The organism is Streptomyces sp. NPDC004539 (assembly GCF_040610055.1).
Taxonomy (GTDB): domain Bacteria; phylum Actinomycetota; class Actinomycetes; order Streptomycetales; family Streptomycetaceae; genus Streptomyces.
This window is the reverse complement of sequence record NZ_JBEXLS010000002.1, coordinates 339,346-359,316: the sequence shown is the minus strand read 5'-3', so window position 1 is coordinate 359,316 and position 19,971 is coordinate 339,346. Positions and strand designations below refer to the sequence as shown.

Sequence of the window (19,971 nt, the reverse complement as noted above, 5' to 3'; positions counted from 1 at the left end):
TACCGATCCGGCGCCGGGTGCGGGCCGTCGCGGCTGTCTCTATGCCATGGGCGGGACACCCTCGCCCAGCTCGGGCTCCGGCTCCAGCGCTCGCCGTACCGTCTCCTCCGCCACCCCCTCCGCCCGGTTGTCGAACTCCAGCCACCGCGCCCCCTCCCACCGGCAGGGGTTCGCCTCGGTCCTCGCACAGAACGTCTCCCAGTCCGCCAGCTTCGAGGCGTCCCGCGCGAGCCCCCGGGCCCGGACACGGCCGTACGCCGTCCCCGAGTCCACCCGGACCCGCACGACGACGGGGACGACGCCGGCGGGCCAGCCGTGCCGCCGGGCCGCCTCCGGGAGGAAACCGGCGTCGGCGAAGTAGCTGCCGAAGGGGGCGTCCAGGACCACGTCACGGCCGGCCGCGAGGTTGTCCCGCGCCAGGTCGAGCAGCGTCAGGTACTCCAGCTCCCGTACGGCGGACAGGTAGTACGCGTTGCCGTCCCGGTCGTCGGGGTCCGTGCCGGCCGCCGTCAGCAGGGCCTCGGTCAGCCGTGTGCAGGCCGTGTCCTTGTCGAGGTGGGCCGCGCCGGTGAGCCGCGCGAGGAGGCGGGCGACGGTGGACTTGCCGGAACCGGCGGGACCGATGACGAAGTAGGCCCTCACGCGCCGGCCCCCGCGCCCCGCGTGTCCTTCACGAAGAACAGGTACGACGCGCCGCCGACCAGCAGCAGGACCCCGCCCACCACGAACACCAGGCTGTAGCTGTTGCCGGTCGCGTCGAGGATCGCGCCCGTGACGATCGGTGCCAGCGCCGCCCCGAGGAACCCCCCGAAGTTCTGGATCGCCCCGAGGGAGGCGACCTGGTGGGGCGCCGCGAGATCGGAGGCCAGCGTCCACAGGCAGCCCATCGGCACCTGCGCCGCGAAGTAGCCGAGGGAGAGCAGGGCCACGGCGAGGGGGGTGCTCTCGACGTACGCCACCGGCAGGACGGACACGGCGGCGAGGACGGCCCCGCCGACGATGGGCACCTTCCGCGCCGTCACCGTGGGCAGCCCCCGCCGGATCAGCCGCCCCGACAGCACGCCGCCGCACAGCACGCCGGCGATCCCGCACAGGTACGGCAGCGAGGCCAGCCAGCCCGTCTCGGCGAGGCTGAAGCCCCGTGAGGTCTCCAGATAGCTGGGCAGCCAGGTCAGGTACACCCACACGGTGTAGAAGATCCCGAACGCCCCCACGATCATGAACCAGGTGTTCCGCTGCCCGAACAGCGCACCCCAACTGGCCTTCTCCCCATCGCCCTTGACTGCCTCGGCGATCTCCTCGCCCCGGATCTCCGCCTGTTCCCGCAGCGACGGGTCCCGGTAGACCCGCAGCCACACCAGCATCACGAAGATCCCGAGCGCCCCGACCACGAGGAACATCCCCCGCCACCCGAACGCGATCAGCAGCGAGGTCAGCAGCGGCGGCGCGATCGCGTTGGCTATCTGCGACCCGGTGTTGACCACCGAGATCGGCAACGCCCGCTCCTCCTTGCCGAACCACGTCTCGTTCACCTTCAGACTGGCGGTGAAGAACGGCGATTCGGCCACCCCGAGCGCGACCCGGGCGGCGTACAGCAACCCGAAGCTACTGGCGGCAGCGGTCACCATGGTCATCAACGACCACAGCCCGGCCGCCCACGCGTACATCTTCTTCGGCCCGAACCGGTCCACCAGATACCCGGCCGGCAGATTGGCGATGGCGTACGGCCACGAGAACGCGGCGAGCAACAGCCCCATCTCCGTGGCGCTGAGCCCGAACTCCCCCGCGATGGTGGTGTTGGCGACACTGAGAGTGGCCCGGTCGAGGTAGTTGACGATCCCACCGACGACGAGCAGCGCGACGAAGAACCAGCGGACACGGAGGCGGGGGGAGGTTTTGACGGGAGCGGAAACGAGCGATTCTTGAACCACGGTAACGACTCCTTGGGGACGAAAGGAGAAGAAAGGGACGGTAATGGGTGTGACGCGGTGTTAGCTCCGCGCTCCTTCGATCTCTCGCAACATCACTGACGCCGCCTCGGTGACCCGCCGGTAATCCCCGTCCCCCCGAGCCGCCTTGGTCACGAAACTCCCCACCCCCACAGCCACCACCCCCGCGTCGAACCACTCCTTCACGTTCTCCGGCGTCACCCCGCCCGTCGGCATGATCGGCGCCTGCGGCAACGGCGCCCGAACGGTCCGCACATAAGCGGGCCCCCCGGAGAACTCGGCGGGAAACAGCTTCACGATGTCGGCCCCCGCCTCCAGCGTCCGCACGATCTCGGTCGGAGTGAACGCCCCGCTGACGGTCACCGCCTGATACCGGTTCGCGGCGGCGATCATCGCCGGCTCCAGATTGGGGCTGACCAGCAACCGCGCCCCCGCCCGCACACAGGCGACGGCCGACTCCGCGTCCAGCACGGTCCCGGCCCCCACCACCACCTCGTCCCCGTACCGGTCGGCCAGCGTGGAGATCACGTCCAGCGCACCGGGCACGGACAGGGTGATCTCCAGCGCCCGGAACCCCCCTTCGATCGCCGCCTCGGAGACGGCGAGCGCCTCCTCGGCGCTGTCGAGCCGGACGATCAGCAGTGCACCCGTACGGGTGATCGACTCCAGAGCCGCAAACTTGGTTACCATGGGATCACACACTAGAACACGGATTCACACGATGTCACGAGTCGGGACACCGAAAATTTCCCGGATAGGCTGAACGCCCGCGCAGCGGAGCCGTATCGAGGAGACCCAGTGAGCCCAGCGGGCAAGGCCCCCCTGATCCCCGAACAGCGCCACCAGGAGCTGCTGCGGCTGCTGCGCGCCACCGGCGTGCTGAGCATCCGGGACCTCACGTCCGCGCTGGACGTCTCGCACATGACGGTCCGCCGGGACATCGCCGCGCTGGAGCGGACGGGCCTCGTGGTCTCGGTGCAGGGCGGTGTCCGGCTGGCCGAGCGCGCGGGGCACGCGCCGCCGAGGGAGCGGGCGACGCGCGCGGGCCTGGAGATCCCCCGCAAGGAGGCGATCGCGGAGCGGGCGGCGGCGCTGGTGGCGGACGACATGGTGGTCTACCTGGACGCGGGGACGACGTGCCAGTCGGTCGTCCCGTTCCTCGCCCCCCGCTCGGGCCTCACGGTCGTCACGAACGACCTGCACGCCGCGCTCGCCCTCTTCGCCCTCCCGTCCGTCCACATCGTGCACACCGGCGGCGAGGTGGACCCGGCGAGCGCGGCCGGGGGCGGTCCGCTGGCCGCGCGGACGATCGAGGGCATCGCCGTCGACCTGTGCCTGCTGGGCGCGGGCGCCTGGGACCTGGCGCACGGCGTGACCAGCCACTCCACGGACAAGGTGCTGCTGAAGCAGGCGGTGATACGGGCGTCGGGCGCGGTGGCGCTGCTCGCGGACAGCACGAAGTGGGGCTCCACGGAGCGGTTCCGGGTGACCTCTCTCGACCGGCTCGACACCGTCGTCACCGACGGCGGTCTCCCGGACGAGGTGACGGCCAGGATCGAGGAGGAGGGCCCGGAGGTGCTGCGGGCGGGCTGAGCGGGAACGCCGGCCGCCCTCGGCGGAGTTGAACCGAGTCACCGTGTGGGCCGTATGAGAGTGCGACAGGCCCGTCGTACCGGGATGAGCGACGGTCACCCTGGGCAGAACTCACCCGACCGACCCGACAGCCTCCCGTCCCCGAGTCGCCCCTCCGCCCGCACCTCGTAGGCTCCCGGACACCGCACCGTCACACCGGAGGGGAACCGTTCCTTCATCCCCTCCCCACCGGTGGCCGGTCCAGGGGGCGCGCGAGAGTCCTCGTACGCCCCACCGCTCCCCGCGGACCAGCCGCCGCCCGCACCTCGCCCCCTCCCGCACGCCCCACGCGGAAGGGGGCGACGCGAAAGGACGAAGCGCCCCGTGACCGTGCTGCCGACCACGAAGACGCTGTACGACGAGACAGCCCCGCTCCCGACACCCCCGACGACTCCGGAGACCCCGGCGCCCCCGACGACCCCGGCGGCCGGGCGTGGCCCCGCCGTGAGCCGGCACGTCCGCCGGGCGATCAGCCTCGTGCCCCTGCTGTTCCTGATCGTCTGGGCGGCGCTCGACTGGCAGACGGTCAGCGACGGCGTGACCCAGCTGGCCGACGCGGACCCTTGGTGGCTGCTGGTCGGCGCGGGTTTCACGTTCCTGGGCTGTGTCGCGGCGGCGTTCATCCGCCAGGGCGCCCTGATGGACCGCCTCCCGCCGGGCCCCCTGCTGGCCTCGCAGTTCGCGGCGGGTGCCGCCAACCACGTCCTGCCGGCCAGTCTCGGCGCGCACGCGGTCACCCTGCGTTTCCTCCAGCGCCAGAACGTCCCGCTGCCCCGGGCGACCGCGTCCCTGGCCCTCTACTCGCTGGCCCGCGCGGTCGCGAAGACCCCGGTGGTCCTCGCGTTCGTCATCGCGGCCCCCGACGCGGTCCGCCCCGAGGCCCTCCTGCCCAACGGCCGGGCCCTGATGATGGCGGTCACCGGAATCCTCCTGATCCCGGCGGCGGGAGCCCTCCTGCTGGCGACGATCCGCCCCCTGCGCCGCCCCACGACGGAGTTCGTCCGCACGGCCCTGACCGGCGTCAAGGCGATCCACTCCCGCCCGACCCGCTTCCTGTCCCTCTGGGGCGGCGCGCTCGCGGCCCCCCTGATCCAGGCGGCGATCGTCGCCTCGGTGGGCACGGCCCTGGACCTCCCCCTCTCCTGGCTCCAGCTGGCCTTCGCCTACCTCGCCGCCAGCACCGCCGCCGGCGCCGTCCCCGCCCCCGGCGGCATCGGCCCCCTGGACGCGGCCCTCATCCTCACCCTCGCCGGCTACGGCACCCCCCTCTCCCTCGCCACCGCCACCGTCCTCGGCTACCGGGTCCTCACCGTCTGGGTCCCTCTGCTGCCGGGCATGCTGGTGATGTCAGCGATGGTCCAGCGCGAACTGCTGTAGCCCCTGCAAGGTTTCCGCAAGGCCCCCGCAAGGTTTCCGTCGGCCCGCCCGGGCACCACCCCCTCACCGAGCACCTTCATGACAGGTACGGAACACGGGGGTACCACATGAACCAGAGCACGGAACGCAAGCCCGCCCACACCGCTTCCCCGGCCGGCGCCTCGCAGTGGCTCACCCTGCCGCACTGCAAGCGTGTCCTGGTCGTCGTCCACACGGAGGTCTACGGCAAACGACTGCACGACATCCTGCCCCTGCTGGAGTCGGACCTGCGCGTCCAGGTCGAGTTCACGATCGCGCCGCACGCCTTCAACGCCGGAGCGGCACGCGCCGTACCGACCCGGCACGGCGGGCTGATCCCCTGGGAGACGGCGGTCCGCGGCCGGTACGACCTGGTGATCGCCGCCGGTTCACAGGGGCTGCACCTGCTGGACGGCCCGCTGCTGCGGCTGCCGCACGGCGCGGGCCACATCAAGCTGTCCCGCCCGGACGACGACCGCGACCCCGGCTCACCGCGCACCGTGGGCGGGCTGGGCCGACGGTACCTGATGCGCGACGGCCGGGTGGTCCCGGCGGCGCTGGCCCTCGCCCACCGCGACGACCTGGACTCGCTGCGCCGGCACTGTCCGGAGGCGCTGCCGGTCGCCGAGGTGGTCGGGGACTCGTCGTACGACCTGCTGAAGGCCGGGCTGCGGGGGCGTGCCCGTATCCGGGCCGCGCTCGGGCTGCGCCGGGGCCAGAAGCTGGTGGTGGTCTCCTCCACCTGGGGCGCGGGGTCCAGCTTCAACCGGCTGGACGCCCTGCTGCCCCGGCTGCTGGCGGAGCTGGACGCCGACGCGTTCCGGATCGCCGTGATCGTCCACCCCAACGTCTGGTCCGGGCACGGCGACTGGCAGGTCCGGTCCTGGCTGTCGACGGCCCGCCGGCACGGCATCGCTGTCGTCCCCCCGCAGGCCGACTGGCGCGCACCGCTGATCGCGGCCGACTGGCTGATCGGGGACCACGGCTCGGTGACCTTGTACGGGACCCTCGCCCGCGTCCCCATTCTGCTGGCCCGGTTCCCCTCGCACGACGTCAACCCCGACTCGCCCACGGCCGAACTGGCACGGGTCGCACCGGCGTTGTCGGCGGCGCACCGCCTGCCCGAGCAGCTCGCGTACGCACGCGCCACGTACCCGGCGGACGACTACGCCCGGATCGCCCGCCAGCTCTCCTCGGAGCCGGGCCGGTTCGGCCGCAACCTGCGGAAGGTGATGTACCGGCTGCTGAGCCTCGGCGAGCCCGCGCATCCGGCGGTCCTGCCGCCCCCGCCACTTCCGGCCCCCTTGTGGGGAACGGCGCAGGGCGAGGTGTCGGCGTGAGCGGCCTGCTGGTCGTCCGGCTGGACGCGGGCGGCGGGGAGAACTGGCGGGAGTGCGCCGACATGCTGTACGCGGCACGCCCGTTGGCACTCCCGGAGGCCCGGTCGCTGACCTCTCTCGTGCTGGAGCGCTACCCGGGATGCGGCCTCGTGTGCGTGCCCGGCGAGGACGGCGGCTGGGTCCTCGGCACCCGCTCCCGCCTCACGGTCGTAGCCCTTCCAACCGGCCCGCCAGACGTCCCGCGTCCGCTTCGCTGACCGGCCGGTAGAGGGTCAGGGACTCGTTGTACCGGTCCCTGGCCCCTTCCACGTCCCCGCGTTCCTCGGCCCCCTGACCGAGCAGCTCCAGCGTCCGGGCCTGCCAGTGGACTGAGCCGGTCGCCCCGAACTCGGCGACAGCCTGGTGCAGTTGGCGGTCGGCGGTGTCGTGCAGGCCGGCGAGGGCATGGGCGCGGCCGAGGAACGCGAGGGCGCGGGCGGCGTCGTACGGGTCGTTCTCGGCGAGGAGGCCGGTGCGGGCCCGGTCCAGATGGCGCAGCGCCTCGTCCGGCCGGCCGCGCTCCAGGGCGATGTCCCCCAGACAGAGCCGGGTCAGGGCCGCGCCGCGCCGGTAACCGATCGCTTCCCGGAGGGCGAGGGCCTGGGCGAAGTACGTCTGGGCTTCGGAGAGCCGTCCTGCGAGCTGATGGGACTGCCCGAGCCCGTGCAGCGCCTGTGCCTCGGCCCGGCGGGCGGTGTGCGGCGCTCCCGGGTCCGCGGACGCCACGTCCTCACGTGCGAGGTCCAGCGCCTCGTGGTAGAGGACGATGGCCTCGTCGTGCCGGCCGGCGTTGCGCAGACCGCCGCCTCCGTCCGTCAGCATGCGGCCCACGGCGTCCCGGTCCCCCGTCCGGCGGGCCGCCACGAGCCCGATCTCGTGGGCCTCGGTCCACAGGTCGTACGGCCTGATCCGCAGGAAGTACGGAAACATCGCGTCCGCGAGCTGCCAGACCGCCGTGTCCTCATCCCGCCGGGCGCAGTCGCGCAGGACGGCCATGAGCGGGCCGCTCTCCTCGACCAGCCACCGCAGCGCTCCGGTGGCGTCGGTGAACGGAGCCGGCGAGGGCTGCCCCGCATAATCGCGGCGCAGCGTGCGATGGGTCGGGGTGAGCAGCGCCTCGGCAGCCGTGGTCACGGACAGATAGTGGTCGACGGCCCGCCGCCGCGCGTGGGCGGCGCTCTCGGCGCTCTCCTCGGCCGCGGCGCGTTCGCGGGCGTGCAGCCGGAGCAGGTCGTGGAAGCGGTAGCGGTCGGGGCCGAGATCCTCCAGGAGGTTCGCCTCCACCAGTGCGTCGAGCATCCGCTCCACCGCCCCGGCCCCGGTCCCGCAGACGGCGGCGGCGACCGCCGAGGAGAAGAAGGGCACCGGCAACAGGCCCAGCCTCCGGTATCCGGCGGCCAGTTCCGGTTCGAGCAGGCGGTACGACTCCTGTAACGCGCCCCGTACGGCGGCCTCCCCCTCGATGCTGAGCGCGTCCAGCGCGCTCTCGTCGCCCCCGCCGAGCGCCCGGGCCATCACGGCGAGCGGCTGGCGCGGCCGGGCGGCGGCCCGGGCGCCGGCGACGCAGGCCGCCAGCGGGAGGCCGGCGCACGCCCGCGCCATGGCCAGCGCGGCCTCGGGCTCCCGCCGGACCCGGTCCGCCCCGACCCGGCGGCTGAGCAGCTCCATCGTCTCCGGGGTGGCCAGCGCGGGCAGTTCGAGGAAGGATGCGCCCTCGGGGCCGAGTCCGGTCAGCCGGTTGCGGCTCGTCACGACGGTCACGGCGGCGTCGGAGCCGGGCAGCAGCGGGCGTACCTGCGCCGCGCTGCGCGCGCTGTCGAGCAGCAGTGCCATGCGCCGCCCCGCCGTCGCCGAACGCCACAGCGCCATCCGCCCGTCGAGGTCGGCGGGCACCTGGTCGTGGCCGAAGGAGCGCAGCAGTCCGAGGAGGAGTTCGCCGGGGCTCGCGGGCCCTTCCGGCGCGTGGCCGCGCAGATCGGCGTACACCTGTCCGTCGGGGAACTCCGCCGCCCGCCCGAGCAGCCAGCGCCGTGCCAGGGTCGTCTTGCCCATGCCGGCGGGGCCGCTCAGGACCACGGTCACGGGTCCGCCGTGGGACATCAGCCCTTCCAGCAGGTCGAGTTCGCCCGCGCGGTTGACGAAGTGGCCGGGCGCGGGCAGCAGTTGACGGGGGACGGCGGGGGCGGCCGGGGTGTGGAAGTGGATGCCGCCGAAGATGTCCCGGGCCTGGACGACGGGGCCGGTGAGCCGGGCGGAGGTGCCGATGCTGTTCTCGACGCCGTTCCCGGCCCGGAACGCGCGGTCGCCGTCGGTGTCCGGGGCGGCGAGCCAGTGGCGCAGGGCGCGGTCCAGGTCGGGGGATTCGGCCGCGCGCAGGGCGAGCGCGCGGGCCAGGCGCCGCCGGGCGGGGTCGTCATGCGGAGGCTCGGGCAGTTCGCCCACGAGTCGCTCCAGCGTGCGTAACACGCGGGGTTCCCTGGCCGCCCTCGTCAGAGCCGCCCTCAGTTCTCGCTCCGTCGGTTCTGGCATATGCCGCTCCTACCCGGGCCGCCCACATCCAAAGAGAAACGAACAAGAACTGGCCATAAATAATGTCAACTGACTTTCATATGTGATCACTTATGATCGCATGTAATTCTTGTCTCTTCCGAAGTGCGGTCCGCCCTTCGAACGGAGGCACTGGTGGACTTACGGATTCGCGTGCTGGGGTCGGTGGAACTGCACGGGAACCAACAGATCGACCCACTCGGATCGACGAAAGAGCGCCTCGCCCTCAGCTGTCTGGCGCTCGACGCCGGCCGCCCCGTCTCCACCGACAGCCTCATCCACCGGCTGTGGGACGACACACCGCCCGCCCGGCCCCTGGCGAACCTCTACACCTACATCGCCCGGGTCCGTCGCAGACTGCGGTCCGTGGACGCCGAAAGCTGCCTGGTCCAGCGGGCGCACGGCTACCTCCTGGACATCGACCCGGACCGGGTGGACAGCCACCGCTTCCAACAGCTCCTCACTCAGGCGCGCTCACTGTCCGACCGGGGAGCGGACCAGCAGGCACGGAGGCTGCTGGTCGAGGCAGAGACACTCTGGCGGGGCGAACCACTCGCCGGTCTGCCGGGACTGTGGGCCGAGAGTGTCCGGGGCATCCTCGCCGAACGCCACCTTTCCGCGCAGCTGATGCACGCCGACATCAGGCTGCGCGAGGGCCACTTCGTCGACCTCGTGCCGGACTTGACCGCACTCGCCGAGGAACACCGCACGAACGAGGCAATCGCCGCCCGGCTAATGACGGCCGCCTACGGCTGCGGGCGCCTGGCGGACGCGCTGCGCGTGTACGACACCATCCGCCACCGACTCGCCGAGGAGCTGGGTGCCGACCCCGGCGAGGCCCTCACCCGTCTGCACCACCTCATCCTCAACGGTGTCCCCGTCGAGTCCCTGCTGAACCGGCCCGAACCCACCGTGCCCTCGCCCCGCACCCTGCCGAGCCACGCCGAACTGGTCGGGCGGGAAGCGGAGTTGACGGCGATCGTGCGGCACGCGGCCGAGGTGTCCGCCGATCCGTCGGGGCCCCGGCACATCATCGCCCTCCAGACGGTGTCCGGTATGGCGGGCGTCGGGAAGTCGATCATCGCCCTGCACGCGGCCGAACAGCTCGCCCCGCTCTACCCGGACGGGGTCGTACACCTGGACCTGCGCACCCACGCCCCGGGCCAGCAGCCGCTGACCGTCGCCTCCGCGCTGGCGTCGCTGATCCGCGCCTTCGGTGTACCGGGGTCCGCCCTGCCCGGCGACCCGGACGGGCTGACGACGCTGTGGCGCGGCCTGCTGGACCAGCGCCGGGCCGTCGTCATCCTCGACGACGTACGCGACGCGGCACAGTTACGCTCCCTGCTTCCCGGCCCCTCGCCGTCCCTGGTCCTCGTCACCAGCCGCCGCCGGCTCACCGGTCTGCCCGGACTTCGCTCGGTCGAACTGGACGTACTGCCCGCCGCCGACGCCCTCGCCCTCTTCCGGTCCGTGGCCGGTCATGAGCGGACCCGGCAGACCAACGAGGTGGCCGACATCGTACGACTCGCGGGCTTTCTCCCCTTGGGTGTGGAACTCCTCGCGGGACGACTGGCCTCCCGCCCCACCTGGACGACCTCTCATCTCCTGCGCAGACTCACCCAAGGGCAGGGGAGGCTGCGGGAGATCCGGGACGGCAGCCGCGGGAGCATCGCCGCCGCGTTCGATGTCTCGTTCCGCGCGCTCGAATCCGAGGAACAGAAAGTATTCCGGTTTCTCGGACTCCGTTTCGGACCGACGGTCGACGCCTACGCGGTCGCGGCGCTCACCGATCTCCCGCTCGACTTCGCGGAAAACATCCTCGAATCCCTGCTCGAAGCCCATCTGGTTCAGGAGCCGAGCGCCGAGCGCTACACACTCCACGACCTTCTGGGTGAATACGCACGCGCGTTGGTCATGTCCGAGGAGTCGGACGCGGCTCGTGAAGAGGCGCTGCTCCGGTTGGCCGAATTCAACCTCCAGGCGGCCGACTTCGCGGACCGCCTGGCCTATCCCCGCCGGCTGCGCACCGATCGCGCACTCCTCACGGACCGCCGGACCCCGCCCTGGACCGACACGGCAGCGGCTCGCGACTGGCTCGCCGCCGAGCGCATCGGCCTCATGGCCGCCGAACGGCACTGCCGCAGCACCGGCCACCCTCGCCTCGCCGCACTGCTCGCGAGCGCGCTCGCCGCTTTCCTCGACGACGACGGCCACTCCACCGAGTCCTGGCGCATGCACGCGGCAGCCGCCGAGCACTGGCGCGCGACAGCCGACCGGCGCCGCGAGATCCACGCCCTCGTCGACCTCGGCAACGCCCTCACCTGCTGCGGTCGCTACGACGACGCACGCACCGCCTACACCCGCGCCCTCGCCGGCGCCGAGGACTCCACCGACACCGAGTCCAGCGCCGAAACCCTCCACCAGCTCGGCATCCTCTACTGGCAACTGGGCGAGTTCCCCCAGGCCCTCTCCTACCAGTCCCGCACCCTGGCCCTCCACACCACAACCGGCGACCCCTGGCAACTGGCCCGCTGCCGGAGCAACCTGGGGATCACGCATCTCTATCTGGGGCATTTCCCCGAGTCGGAAGAGAACTTCGAAGCGGCACTGGCAGGGTTCAGGGCGTCAGGGGACCTGCGCCGATACGCACGCACACTGATCAACCTCTCGGAACTCCATGTCCGCACCGGCAGAACACACACCGCCCGAGAGTTCCTGAACGAAGCCCTCACAATACTTGGTGAAATGAAGATCCCCACGGAAATAGCCGCCACCCAAGTCAATCTCGCGAATACTATGGAATCACCACGAGATCTCGTGGAAATGCTCGATCTGTACCAGGATTCCTTGAGTATATTCCGTCGGATCGGTGATCGAAAGAATGCCTCGGAAACCCTGCACGCAATGGGGATTGCTTATCATTCGGCAGGACGTTTCACTGAGGCCGCCGACCGGCACCGCCGCGCCCTGGAACTCGCCCGCAGCGTCGGCGCCGCACACGAGACCGCCCAGGCACTGCACGCCCTAGCCCTCGCGGAACAACGACTCGGCCAAGAAGAAGCAGCCATCGAGCACCTCACGGAGGCCATCGAGCTGGCCGAGCGGACGGGAGCGGGACACGAGGCGGCGGAGGCGCGGCAAAACCTCGCAGGGCTGCGCAAGGCGCAGGGGCCAGTCAATTCCTAGCAGATAACGGCCCGGCAGGCGTGCAGATCGCGGAAAATCTTCGAAGATCGCCGGTCGAGTTGTGGATTCGATCACAGGTGCGGTACAAAACTCCTGTCCGCTTGATCACTGGGCTATTCAGGAGCCCCGTCCTGCGCTGGAGCAACGTTGTCGCTCATATCTCTTTTCATCGTGATCGCCACTATCTGTCTGCCTTGTTAAACGGGCGGTCGCGATGACAAGGTGCGGTGACAGCGAATAGCGGTCACCGCACCCTACCGGTATAGGAGCCCCCATGGAGCCCATCTCCGTCGCCCTGCTGGCCGCGCTCGCCGGAAGTGTCGGCGGGGAGGCCGGGCGGGACGCCTGGCAGGGGCTCGTCGCGCTGGTGCGCAGGCCGTTCCGGCGGGGGGACGCGGACGCGAGCACCGGGGAGGCCGAGCTGACCGCGCTGGCGGCGAGCCCCGGGGACGAGACGCGGGCGCATGTCCTCAGCACCGCCCTCGCCGTCCGCGCTGCCCTCGACGCCGAGTTCCGGCGGGAGCTGGAGGAGTGGCGGGTGCGGGCTCAGGAGGGGGTGCGGGAGGGTGGGGGGACGTACAACACCATCTCCGGCGGGGAGTTCAACGGGACGGTGATCATGGGCCGGGACGTCCGGGTCGACGGACGCCCCGCCCAGGAGTGAGTTCAGTCCTCCTGCGGAGTCAGCCGCAGCGAGATGCTGTTGATGCAGTACCGCTGATCGGTCGGCGTCGCATATCCCTCACCCTCGAACACATGCCCCAGATGCGACCCGCACCGCGCGCACCGCACCTCCGTGCGGACCATCCCGTGGGAGCGGTCCTGGATCAGCTCGACCGCGTCGGTGTCCTTCGGGTCGTAGAAGGACGGCCAGCCGCAGTGGGACTCGAACTTGGTGCCGGAGGTGAAGAGTTCGGCGCCGCACGCCCGGCAGGAGTACACCCCGGCCGTCTTGGTGTCCGTGTACTCGCCGACGAACGCCCGCTCGGTGCCCGCCTGCCGCAGCACCGCGTACTCCGCCGGGTTCAGCTCCGCGCGCCATTCCTCGTCGGTCTTCTCGACGTCGTACGACATGTCGGCCCCTTCTATCGAGACAGGTGGTCCAGGATCAGCGGGCCCAGGTCGGTGACGTCGCCCGCGCCCATGGTGAGAACGAGATCACCAGGCCCGGCCATTCCCGCGAGGACGGCGGGGGCGGCGGACTTGTCGTGGACGGCGGTGACGTCGGCGCCGGCGGCGCGGGCCGCGTCGATGATCAGGTCGCTGGTGACGCCCGGGACCGGGTCCTCGCGGGCCGGGTAGATGTCGAGGACGACGGAGGCGTCGGCGAGGGCGAGCGCCTCACCCATCTCGCGGCCCAGCTCCTGCGTGCGGGAGAAGAGGTGCGGCTGGAAGAGGACGAGAATCCGCGCGTCCCCGGCGGCGGCCCGCATCGCCTCCAGGTCGGCGGTCATCTCGGTCGGGTGGTGCGCGTACGAGTCGATGACCTGGACGCCGCCCGCCTCGCCCTTGAGCTGGAGGCGCCGCTTGACCCCGGTGTACGACGCCAGCGCGGGCGCCAGCTCCTCGGCGGGCACCCCCAGCGCCGTCCCCGCCGTCAGCGCGGCGACCGCGTTCAGCGCGTAGTGCCGCCCCGGCACGGACACCGTGAACGTCAGCTCCCGCCCGTCCAGCAGGACGGTGACCTCGCTCTTCAGCCCCTGCGGTACGACGGACAGGACCCGGACATCGGCATCGGCGGCCTCGCCGTACGTGACGACCCGGACGTCCGCGACCCGGCGGGCCAGCTCCCGCGCGCCCTCCTGGTCCGCCGAGATCACCAGCGTCCCGCCGGGCACGATGCGCCCCGCGAACGTCACGAAGGAGTCGTAGATCTCCTCCATGGACGCGTAGTTGGCGTGGTGGTCCAGCTCCACGTTCAGGACGATCGCGACCTCGGGCGCGTACTTGTGGAAGCTGCGGTCCGACTCGTCGGCCTCGGCGACGAAGATCTCCCCGGCGCCGTGCAGGGCGTTGGAGCCGGGGGCGTCGAGGTCGCCGCCGATCGCGTAGGAGGGCTCGCGGCCGAGGGTGGAGAGGGAGACGGCCAGCATGGAGGTGGTCGTGGTCTTGCCGTGCGTCCCGGCGACGGCGATCGGCCGCAGGCCGTCCATCAGCGCGGCGAGCGCGTCCGAGCGGTGCACGACCGGGACGCCCAGCTCGGCGGCGCGCACCAGCTCGGGGTTGTCCGCGCGGATCGCCGAGGAGACGACGACGGCGCTGGCGTCGTCCGCGAGGTGATCCGCGGCGTGCCCGATGTGCACGGTCGCGCCGATCGCCCGCAGGGCCTGCGCCGTCTCCGACTCCTTGGCGTCGCTCCCGGCGACCTTCGCACCGCGCTGGGCGAGGATCTTGGCGATCCCGGACATCCCGGCGCCGCCGATCCCGATGAAGTGCGGACGTTCGAGGGAGGCGGGAAGGCCGGGTGCCATGGCGGATGCTCCAGAGGGTCGAACCAGATCAGTCGGTCCAACCCTAGCCGGGGCTCGTCCGCCGGGTCCTACGCCTTGCTGTGCGAGAACAGCTTCAGCACCGGCACCCCCACCTTGTGACGCGCGCGGGAGGCCCAGTCTCGGTGGAAGAACTCCTCGACGTAGTGGGGGTCGGTGAGCACGATCACCTCGTCCGCGTGGGTCTCGTCGACGACGGACCTCAGCAGGTCCAGCGGGTGGTCCTCGACCAGTTGTCCCACGGCCGTGCTGCCCGCCGCCCGGAGCGCGGCGAGGGAGACCTCCAGGGCCTGCGCTCCCACGCTCCGCGCGTCGTCCCCTTCCGGGGTGTCCCGCTCGTGGACCGCCTCGTCGAGCTCGCCGAGGGCGACGTCGTCGATGGCCCGCAGCAGCCGGTCCGCCTGGTCACCGCGAGGCTGGAGCAGCACGACGAAGGAAACCGGCTCATCGCCGTGCAGGGTCGTGACGAACTCCACGTCGGCGGACGTCAGAGCTTTCTCGATCATCAGAACGCTTGTGAACACCAGTACCCCGCTTCTCCTTCGAGGACCCCCGTGGCCCTGCGGAAACCATCCTTCCCCGTGCTCGCACGGGTTCTGCCGAGTCCTAGTCTGCCCACCCGAAGCTAAACGGAACGACACATTCCGCCTTTTTGACAGCCCCGGGGTGTCGGACTCACGTTCCGGAACCCTCCTCTCCCCTTTGATACCGCCCGAAGAGGAATCCGTCCTCCTCCAAAAGGGACGTCAGTGCGAAGCGCCTCGGCACCTCGACGGACGGCCCGCCGGCGATCCGCTGGGCCCCTCCGGCGGTGAGCATCGGCGAGAGCGCGAGGCACAGCTCGTCGAGGACCCCGGCGGCGACGAACTGGCCGAGGAGCCGGGGACCCCCTTCGGTGAGGAGCCGCGCGAACCCGTGTCCGGCGAGCGCGGCGGGCACCCGCGCCGGGTCGACCCCGGTGCCGTCCCCGGCGAAGAGCACCTCCGCCCCGACCTTGCGTGCCTCGCCGATCCGCGCGGGGTCGGCGCCCGCGCCGGTCAGCACGAGCGTCGGCACGAGCGGGGAGGTGAACAGGGGCTGCGTGAAGTCGAGGTCGAGGCTCGCGGAGACGACGGCGACGGCGGGGGCGGGCCCCTGTCCGGCGGCGGCCCGGCGCGCGGCGAACCCCTTGTGGGCGCGGGCGGGGCCGTACCCCTCCTGCCGTACGGTCTGGGCGCCGACGACCACGGCGTCCGCGAGGCCGCGCAGGACGCCGAAGATCCGCATGTCGGCGGCGCCGGAGATCGGCCGGGAGCGGCCGTCGTGCTGGCCGGCGCCGTCGAGGGTGGAGACCATGTTGGCGCGCAGCCAGCCGGCGCCGTCCGGAGGGGACGGGTACGCGTAGGCGTCCGCCAGCGCGTCGAGGCTCCACCCCGCCGCTTCAGCGGTCGCTGTCTGGTCGGTCACAGGGAACAGGCGTCGCATGCCTGGCAGTGTTGCACGACCCTTAGCATGGGTAACCGTGTCCACGAACTCCCCCGGGTCCCCTGGAATCGAACCGATAGCCCACGCCGCGCCCGTCTCGCTGTGCGCGCGTGAGCCGTACGTCCCGGCCGACCGTCTGGTCGCCGAGATGGTCCCGCCGCCGCGGTTCGACTCCGTGCGCTTCGGGACGTACCTCCCGGACCCGAACCAGCCGAGCCAGACCGAGGCCGTCGGGGTTCTGGAGTCCTTCGCGGGCGGCCTGGGCGGGGCGCACGCCGCAGGTACCGCCAAGCGGGGGTTCCTCGGGTTCGGCGCCCGGAAGCCGAAGGCGCCCGCGGGCCCGCGCGGGGTCTATCTGGACGGCGGGTACGGCGTCGGCAAGACCCACCTCCTCGCCTCCCTGTGGCACGCCACCCCGGCCGAGCCCGCGCTGAAGGCGTTCGGCACGTTCGTCGAGCTGACGAACCTGGTCGGCGCCCTCGGCTTCCAGCAGACCGTGAAGACCCTCTCGGGCCACCGCCTGCTGTGCATCGACGAGTTCGAGCTGGACGACCCGGGCGACACCGTCCTCGTGTCGACCCTGCTCGGCAAGCTGGTCGAGGCGGGCGTGGCGCTCGCCGCCACCTCCAACACGCTCCCCGGCAAGCTCGGCGAGGGCCGGTTCGCGGCGGCCGACTTCCTGCGCGAGATCCAGGGCCTGTCGGCGCACTTCCGGGCGCTGCGCATCGACGGCGAGGACTACCGCCACCGCGGTCTGCCGGACGCGCCGGCGCCGTACGGGGACGAGGTCGTGACGAAGGCGGCGTACGCCACCGAGGGGGCGTCCCTGGACGACTTCCCGGGGCTGCTCGACCATCTCGCGAAGGTCCACCCGAGCCGCTACGGCGCGCTGACGGACGGGCTGCGGGCGGTCTGCCTCACCGACGTCGGCCCGGTGCCGGACCAGTCGACGGCGCTGCGCCTGGTCGTCCTCGCGGACCGGCTGTACGACCGCGAGGTGCCCGTACTGGCCTCGGGGCTGCCGTTCGACCGGCTGTTCAGCGAGGAGATGCTGAACGGCGGGTACCGCAAGAAGTACTTCCGCGCGATCTCGCGGCTCACCGCGCTGGCCCGCGACGCCCAGCGGCTCACCGAGAGCTGATCCACAGTCACCACATCTCTGTCAAGAGTGGGTTCAGGACATCAACACCCCTCTTTTGAGGCGGTCTCCCGCTCGAAACGCTGAGTTAACCCTGCAAAGCTCTTTGCAGGGTTAACGTGTTTCTTGACCAGTCATTGACCAGCCGTTGGTACGGACTAGAGGCGTGGAAACTTCGAAGGGGGGCGCATGTTCCGAGGTGGGACGGTACGCACGGGCATCGCGCTCATCGCCGCTTTCCTTCTCGTCCTCCCCTTCTTCACCACCACGTCACCGTTCGCACACGCGCATACGGCCCGTCAGGCACAGGCCAAAGCCCAGCCCGGATCTCATCCCCTGGGCATCGCGCTGCGCGACATAAAGGTCACGTCCCGCGACTGCGACCGGTCCGGGGGTCCTGCGGGTCCGCTGCGCACCCGCGACCGACACCGCGCCACCCTGACCGCCGACTCGGCTCCCTCGGAGCCCGAGCGCGTCCTGCTGGCGCGCGATCCCGCGGCCACGCACCCGGCCGGAACGCCCGGTGCGGACCGCCACCGCCCGTCGAGATCCTCGGCGAGCCACTCTCCGGCGGCACTCCAGGTCTTCCGCTGCTGAGAGAGCTGGGCAGAACAGAGCAGTTCCCCCACCCTGTCCTGCACGTCCGACGCGCCCCCACGCGCGCCAGGAGGAGTCACCAGATCATGCAGCCCCTCATCGACAACGCCCGTACGTTCGGACAGCGCCCTGAGGAGTTCGCCAAGCTCGCAGAAGGCCAGTCCCCTCAGGTTCTGTTCATCACCTGCTCCGACTCGCGGGTCGTCCCCGCCCTGATCACGGGCGCCCGCCCCGGCGAGCTCTTCGAGCTGCGCACCGCGGGCAACATCGTCCCCCCGTACGGCACCGGCGCCCCCTCGGGCGAGGCCGCGACCATCGAGTACGCCGTGGAGGTCCTCGGCGTGCGGGACATCGTCGTGTGCGGTCACTCGCACTGCGGCGCGGTCGGCGCCCTCGTCCGCGGTGACGACCTGGACGCCGTACCGGCCGTCCGCGACTGGCTGGCGCACGCCGCCGACGAGCCCGACGCGACCGAGCCGTCCGACCCGACCGTCGCCCGCGCGGTCCAGAACCACGTCCTCGCGCAGCTCCTGCGGCTGCGGTCCTACCCGTGCGTCGAGAAGCGGCTGGCCGACGGCCGGCTGACGGTGCGCGGCTGGTACTACGAGGTCCACACCGGCGCCGTGCAGGAGCACGACGTCGCGGTCGACCGCTTCCAGGCTCTGTGAGCGGCCCGATGACGACCTCACAGAACACACGCATATCCCGTTTCCCGCACCTCAAGGCGGACTTCGCGGCCTCCCTGGTGGTCTTCCTGGTCGCGCTCCCGCTCTGCGTGGGCGTGGCCGTGGCCTCCGGGGTGCCGGCCGAACTCGGCCTGGTCACCGGCATCGTCGGCGGGATCGTCACCGGACTCATGCGGGGCTCCAGCCTCCAGGTGTCCGGCCCCGCCGCGGGCCTGACGGTCCTCGTCTTCGAGGCGGTGCGGGAGTTCGGCCTGCCCGCCCTCGGGGTGATCGTCCTCGTCTCGGGGGTCCTCCAGATCGCGATGGGCGTCCTGAAACTGGGCCGCTACTTCCGGGCGATCTCGGTGTCCGTCGTCGAAGGCATGCTGGCCGGAATCGGTCTGGTCCTGATCGCCGGACAGCTGTATTCGCTCATCGGTACGAAGGCCCCCGAGTCGGGGCTCGGCAAGCTCGCCGGGCTGCCCGAGGCGTTCGTGGACGCGGCGGGCTCCACCGCCGCGCTGTCCTCGCTGGCACTCGGCGCGGGAACCGTCGCGATCCTCGTCCTGTGGCGCCGGATGCCGGCCAAGATCCGTACGGTGCCCGGTCCGCTGGCCGCCGTCGGGCTCGCGACGGCCGCCGCGCTGGTCCTCGACCTGCCGGTCGCCACGGTCGAGGTGAAGGGTCTGCTGGACGCCGTCCAGCCGCCCCCGCTCAGCGCCTTCGGGGAGCTGGCCGGGATCGGGCTGCTCGGCACGGTCGTCGCGTTCACCCTGATCGCGTCCGCCGAGTCCCTGTTCAGCGCGGCGGCCGTGGACCGGCTGCACGACGGTCCGCGCACCGAGTACGACAAGGAGCTGGTCGCGCAGGGCGCGGGCAACGCGATCTGCGGGGCGCTCGGCGCGCTGCCCATGACCGCGGTCATCGTCCGCAGCGCCGCCAACGTCCAGGCGGGCGCCCGTACGAAGGCGTCCCGTGTCCTGCACGGCGTCTGGCTCCTGCTGTTCGCCGCCCTGTTCCCGGACCTCCTCGCGTACATCCCGATCCCCGCGCTGGCCGGCATCCTCGTCCACGCGGGCTCGAAGCTGGTGCCCGTCCGTGCGATCGCCTCTCTCTGGCGTGAGCACCGGGGCGAGGCCCTCATCCTGATGACCACCGCCGTCTCCATCGTCGCGGTCAGCATGTTCGAGGGCGTCCTCATCGGCCTCGCCCTGGCGGTCGCCAAGACCGCCTGGGAGGCGTCCCACATCAAACTGGAGGTGGTGGACAAGGGCGCGGGCCCCGTCCAGGCGTACCTGTCGGGCAACGCGACATTCCTGCGCCTCCCGAAGATCCTGGACTCCCTGGAGTCCCTCCCCCAGAACCGCCCCGTAGAACTCGACCTCTCCGGCCTCCACCACCTCGACCACGCCTGCCGCACAGCCCTGGAGAGCTGGGCGGAGAGGCACAGCGAGGCGGGAACGGAACCGGTGAAGGTGACGGCGGCAGGCTGAACACGCTTTGAGGAGCTGCGGGTTCGATAGGGGCGCG

18 protein-coding genes are annotated in these 19,971 nt (G+C 71.7%); 10 read left to right on the top strand and 8 right to left on the bottom strand.

The annotated features are described in order from the left end of the window. Positions 1 to 39: 39 nt before the first annotated feature. The 3 genes from ABZX85_RS05300 to eda are packed head-to-tail and all read right to left on the bottom strand — an operon-like array spanning position 40 to position 2,639. A complete protein-coding gene (locus ABZX85_RS05300) occupies positions 40 to 642 on the bottom strand; it encodes an AAA family ATPase (protein ID WP_355862629.1) in 603 nt (200 codons plus the stop codon). Next, positions 639 to 1,931, bottom strand: a complete 1,293-nt coding sequence (locus tag ABZX85_RS05295; RefSeq protein ID WP_355862628.1) for an MFS transporter — start codon at positions 1,929 to 1,931, stop codon at positions 639 to 641. The genes ABZX85_RS05300 and ABZX85_RS05295 overlap by 4 nt, the downstream gene beginning before the upstream one ends. 60 nt (positions 1,932 to 1,991) lie before the next feature. After that, on the bottom strand, positions 1,992 to 2,639 hold the full coding sequence (gene eda / locus ABZX85_RS05290; protein ID WP_355862627.1) for a bifunctional 4-hydroxy-2-oxoglutarate aldolase/2-dehydro-3-deoxy-phosphogluconate aldolase: 648 nt from the start codon (positions 2,637 to 2,639) through the stop codon (positions 1,992 to 1,994). Positions 2,640 to 2,747: 108 nt separating this feature from the next. Here eda and ABZX85_RS05285 point away from each other — a divergent pair, with 108 nt between their 5' ends. From ABZX85_RS05285 to ABZX85_RS05270, 4 genes are all read left to right on the top strand, one after another. Next, positions 2,748 to 3,542 carry a DeoR/GlpR family DNA-binding transcription regulator gene (locus tag ABZX85_RS05285; RefSeq protein WP_355862626.1) on the top strand — a complete coding sequence of 265 codons (795 nt, stop codon included), beginning with the start codon at positions 2,748 to 2,750 and terminating at the stop codon, positions 3,540 to 3,542. A gap of 363 nt (positions 3,543 to 3,905) precedes the next feature. Next, positions 3,906 to 4,958 carry a lysylphosphatidylglycerol synthase transmembrane domain-containing protein gene (locus tag ABZX85_RS05280; protein ID WP_355862625.1) on the top strand — a complete coding sequence of 351 codons (1,053 nt, stop codon included), beginning with the start codon at positions 3,906 to 3,908 and terminating at the stop codon, positions 4,956 to 4,958. 107 nt (positions 4,959 to 5,065) lie between these two features. Beyond that, entirely contained in the window at positions 5,066 to 6,316 is a 1,251-nt protein-coding gene (locus ABZX85_RS05275; RefSeq protein WP_355862624.1) for a hypothetical protein, read from the top strand. Continuing rightward, the gene (locus ABZX85_RS05270; protein WP_355862623.1) at positions 6,313 to 6,573 is read left to right on the top strand and encodes a hypothetical protein; all 261 of its coding nucleotides are present in this window, start codon (positions 6,313 to 6,315) and stop codon (positions 6,571 to 6,573) included. The genes ABZX85_RS05275 and ABZX85_RS05270 overlap by 4 nt, the downstream gene beginning before the upstream one ends. Here the strand turns inward: ABZX85_RS05270 and ABZX85_RS05265 are convergent. Then, the gene (locus tag ABZX85_RS05265) at positions 6,518 to 8,821 is read right to left on the bottom strand and encodes a tetratricopeptide repeat protein (RefSeq protein WP_355862622.1); all 2,304 of its coding nucleotides are present in this window, start codon (positions 8,819 to 8,821) and stop codon (positions 6,518 to 6,520) included. The genes ABZX85_RS05270 and ABZX85_RS05265 overlap by 56 nt on opposite strands. Before the next feature lie 216 nt (positions 8,822 to 9,037). Between ABZX85_RS05265 and ABZX85_RS05260 the strand changes: the two genes are divergently transcribed. Together ABZX85_RS05260 and ABZX85_RS05255 are read left to right on the top strand one after the other, a co-directional pair. Next, positions 9,038 to 12,088, top strand: a complete 3,051-nt coding sequence (locus tag ABZX85_RS05260) for a tetratricopeptide repeat protein (protein WP_355862621.1) — start codon at positions 9,038 to 9,040, stop codon at positions 12,086 to 12,088. A gap of 274 nt (positions 12,089 to 12,362) precedes the next feature. Continuing rightward, entirely contained in the window at positions 12,363 to 12,752 is a 390-nt protein-coding gene (locus ABZX85_RS05255) for a hypothetical protein (protein ID WP_355862620.1), read from the top strand. A 2-nt stretch (positions 12,753 to 12,754) separates the two neighbouring features. On the opposite strand, the gene msrB is transcribed toward ABZX85_RS05255, so the two are convergent. From msrB to ABZX85_RS05235, 4 genes are all read right to left on the bottom strand, one after another. Further along, entirely contained in the window at positions 12,755 to 13,162 is a 408-nt protein-coding gene (gene msrB, locus ABZX85_RS05250) for a peptide-methionine (R)-S-oxide reductase MsrB (RefSeq protein WP_355862619.1), read from the bottom strand. Between the two features lie 11 nt (positions 13,163 to 13,173). Further along, positions 13,174 to 14,559 (bottom strand): UDP-N-acetylmuramate--L-alanine ligase, encoded by a 1,386-nt coding sequence (gene murC, locus ABZX85_RS05245; protein WP_355862618.1) that lies wholly within the window; start codon positions 14,557 to 14,559, stop codon positions 13,174 to 13,176. Between the two features lie 68 nt (positions 14,560 to 14,627). Then, entirely contained in the window at positions 14,628 to 15,101 is a 474-nt protein-coding gene (locus tag ABZX85_RS05240; RefSeq protein WP_355862617.1) for an indole-3-glycerol phosphate synthase, read from the bottom strand. A 151-nt stretch (positions 15,102 to 15,252) separates the two neighbouring features. Further along, entirely contained in the window at positions 15,253 to 16,041 is a 789-nt protein-coding gene (locus ABZX85_RS05235; RefSeq protein WP_355862616.1) for a pyrimidine reductase family protein, read from the bottom strand. Here ABZX85_RS05235 and zapE point away from each other — a divergent pair. The 4 genes from zapE (at position 16,040) to ABZX85_RS05215 (ending at position 19,934) form a co-directional block, all read left to right on the top strand. Next, positions 16,040 to 17,182 (top strand): cell division protein ZapE, encoded by a 1,143-nt coding sequence (gene zapE / locus ABZX85_RS05230; protein WP_355862615.1) that lies wholly within the window; start codon positions 16,040 to 16,042, stop codon positions 17,180 to 17,182. The two genes, ABZX85_RS05235 and zapE, sit on opposite strands and share 2 nt — an antisense overlap. A gap of 186 nt (positions 17,183 to 17,368) precedes the next feature. Next, entirely contained in the window at positions 17,369 to 17,776 is a 408-nt protein-coding gene (locus ABZX85_RS05225; protein WP_355862614.1) for a hypothetical protein, read from the top strand. An 86-nt stretch (positions 17,777 to 17,862) separates the two neighbouring features. After that, the gene (locus tag ABZX85_RS05220; RefSeq protein ID WP_355862613.1) at positions 17,863 to 18,444 is read left to right on the top strand and encodes a carbonic anhydrase; all 582 of its coding nucleotides are present in this window, start codon (positions 17,863 to 17,865) and stop codon (positions 18,442 to 18,444) included. 8 nt (positions 18,445 to 18,452) lie between these two features. Beyond that, the gene (locus tag ABZX85_RS05215; protein WP_355862612.1) at positions 18,453 to 19,934 is read left to right on the top strand and encodes a SulP family inorganic anion transporter; all 1,482 of its coding nucleotides are present in this window, start codon (positions 18,453 to 18,455) and stop codon (positions 19,932 to 19,934) included. Positions 19,935 to 19,971: the final 37 nt, after the last annotated feature.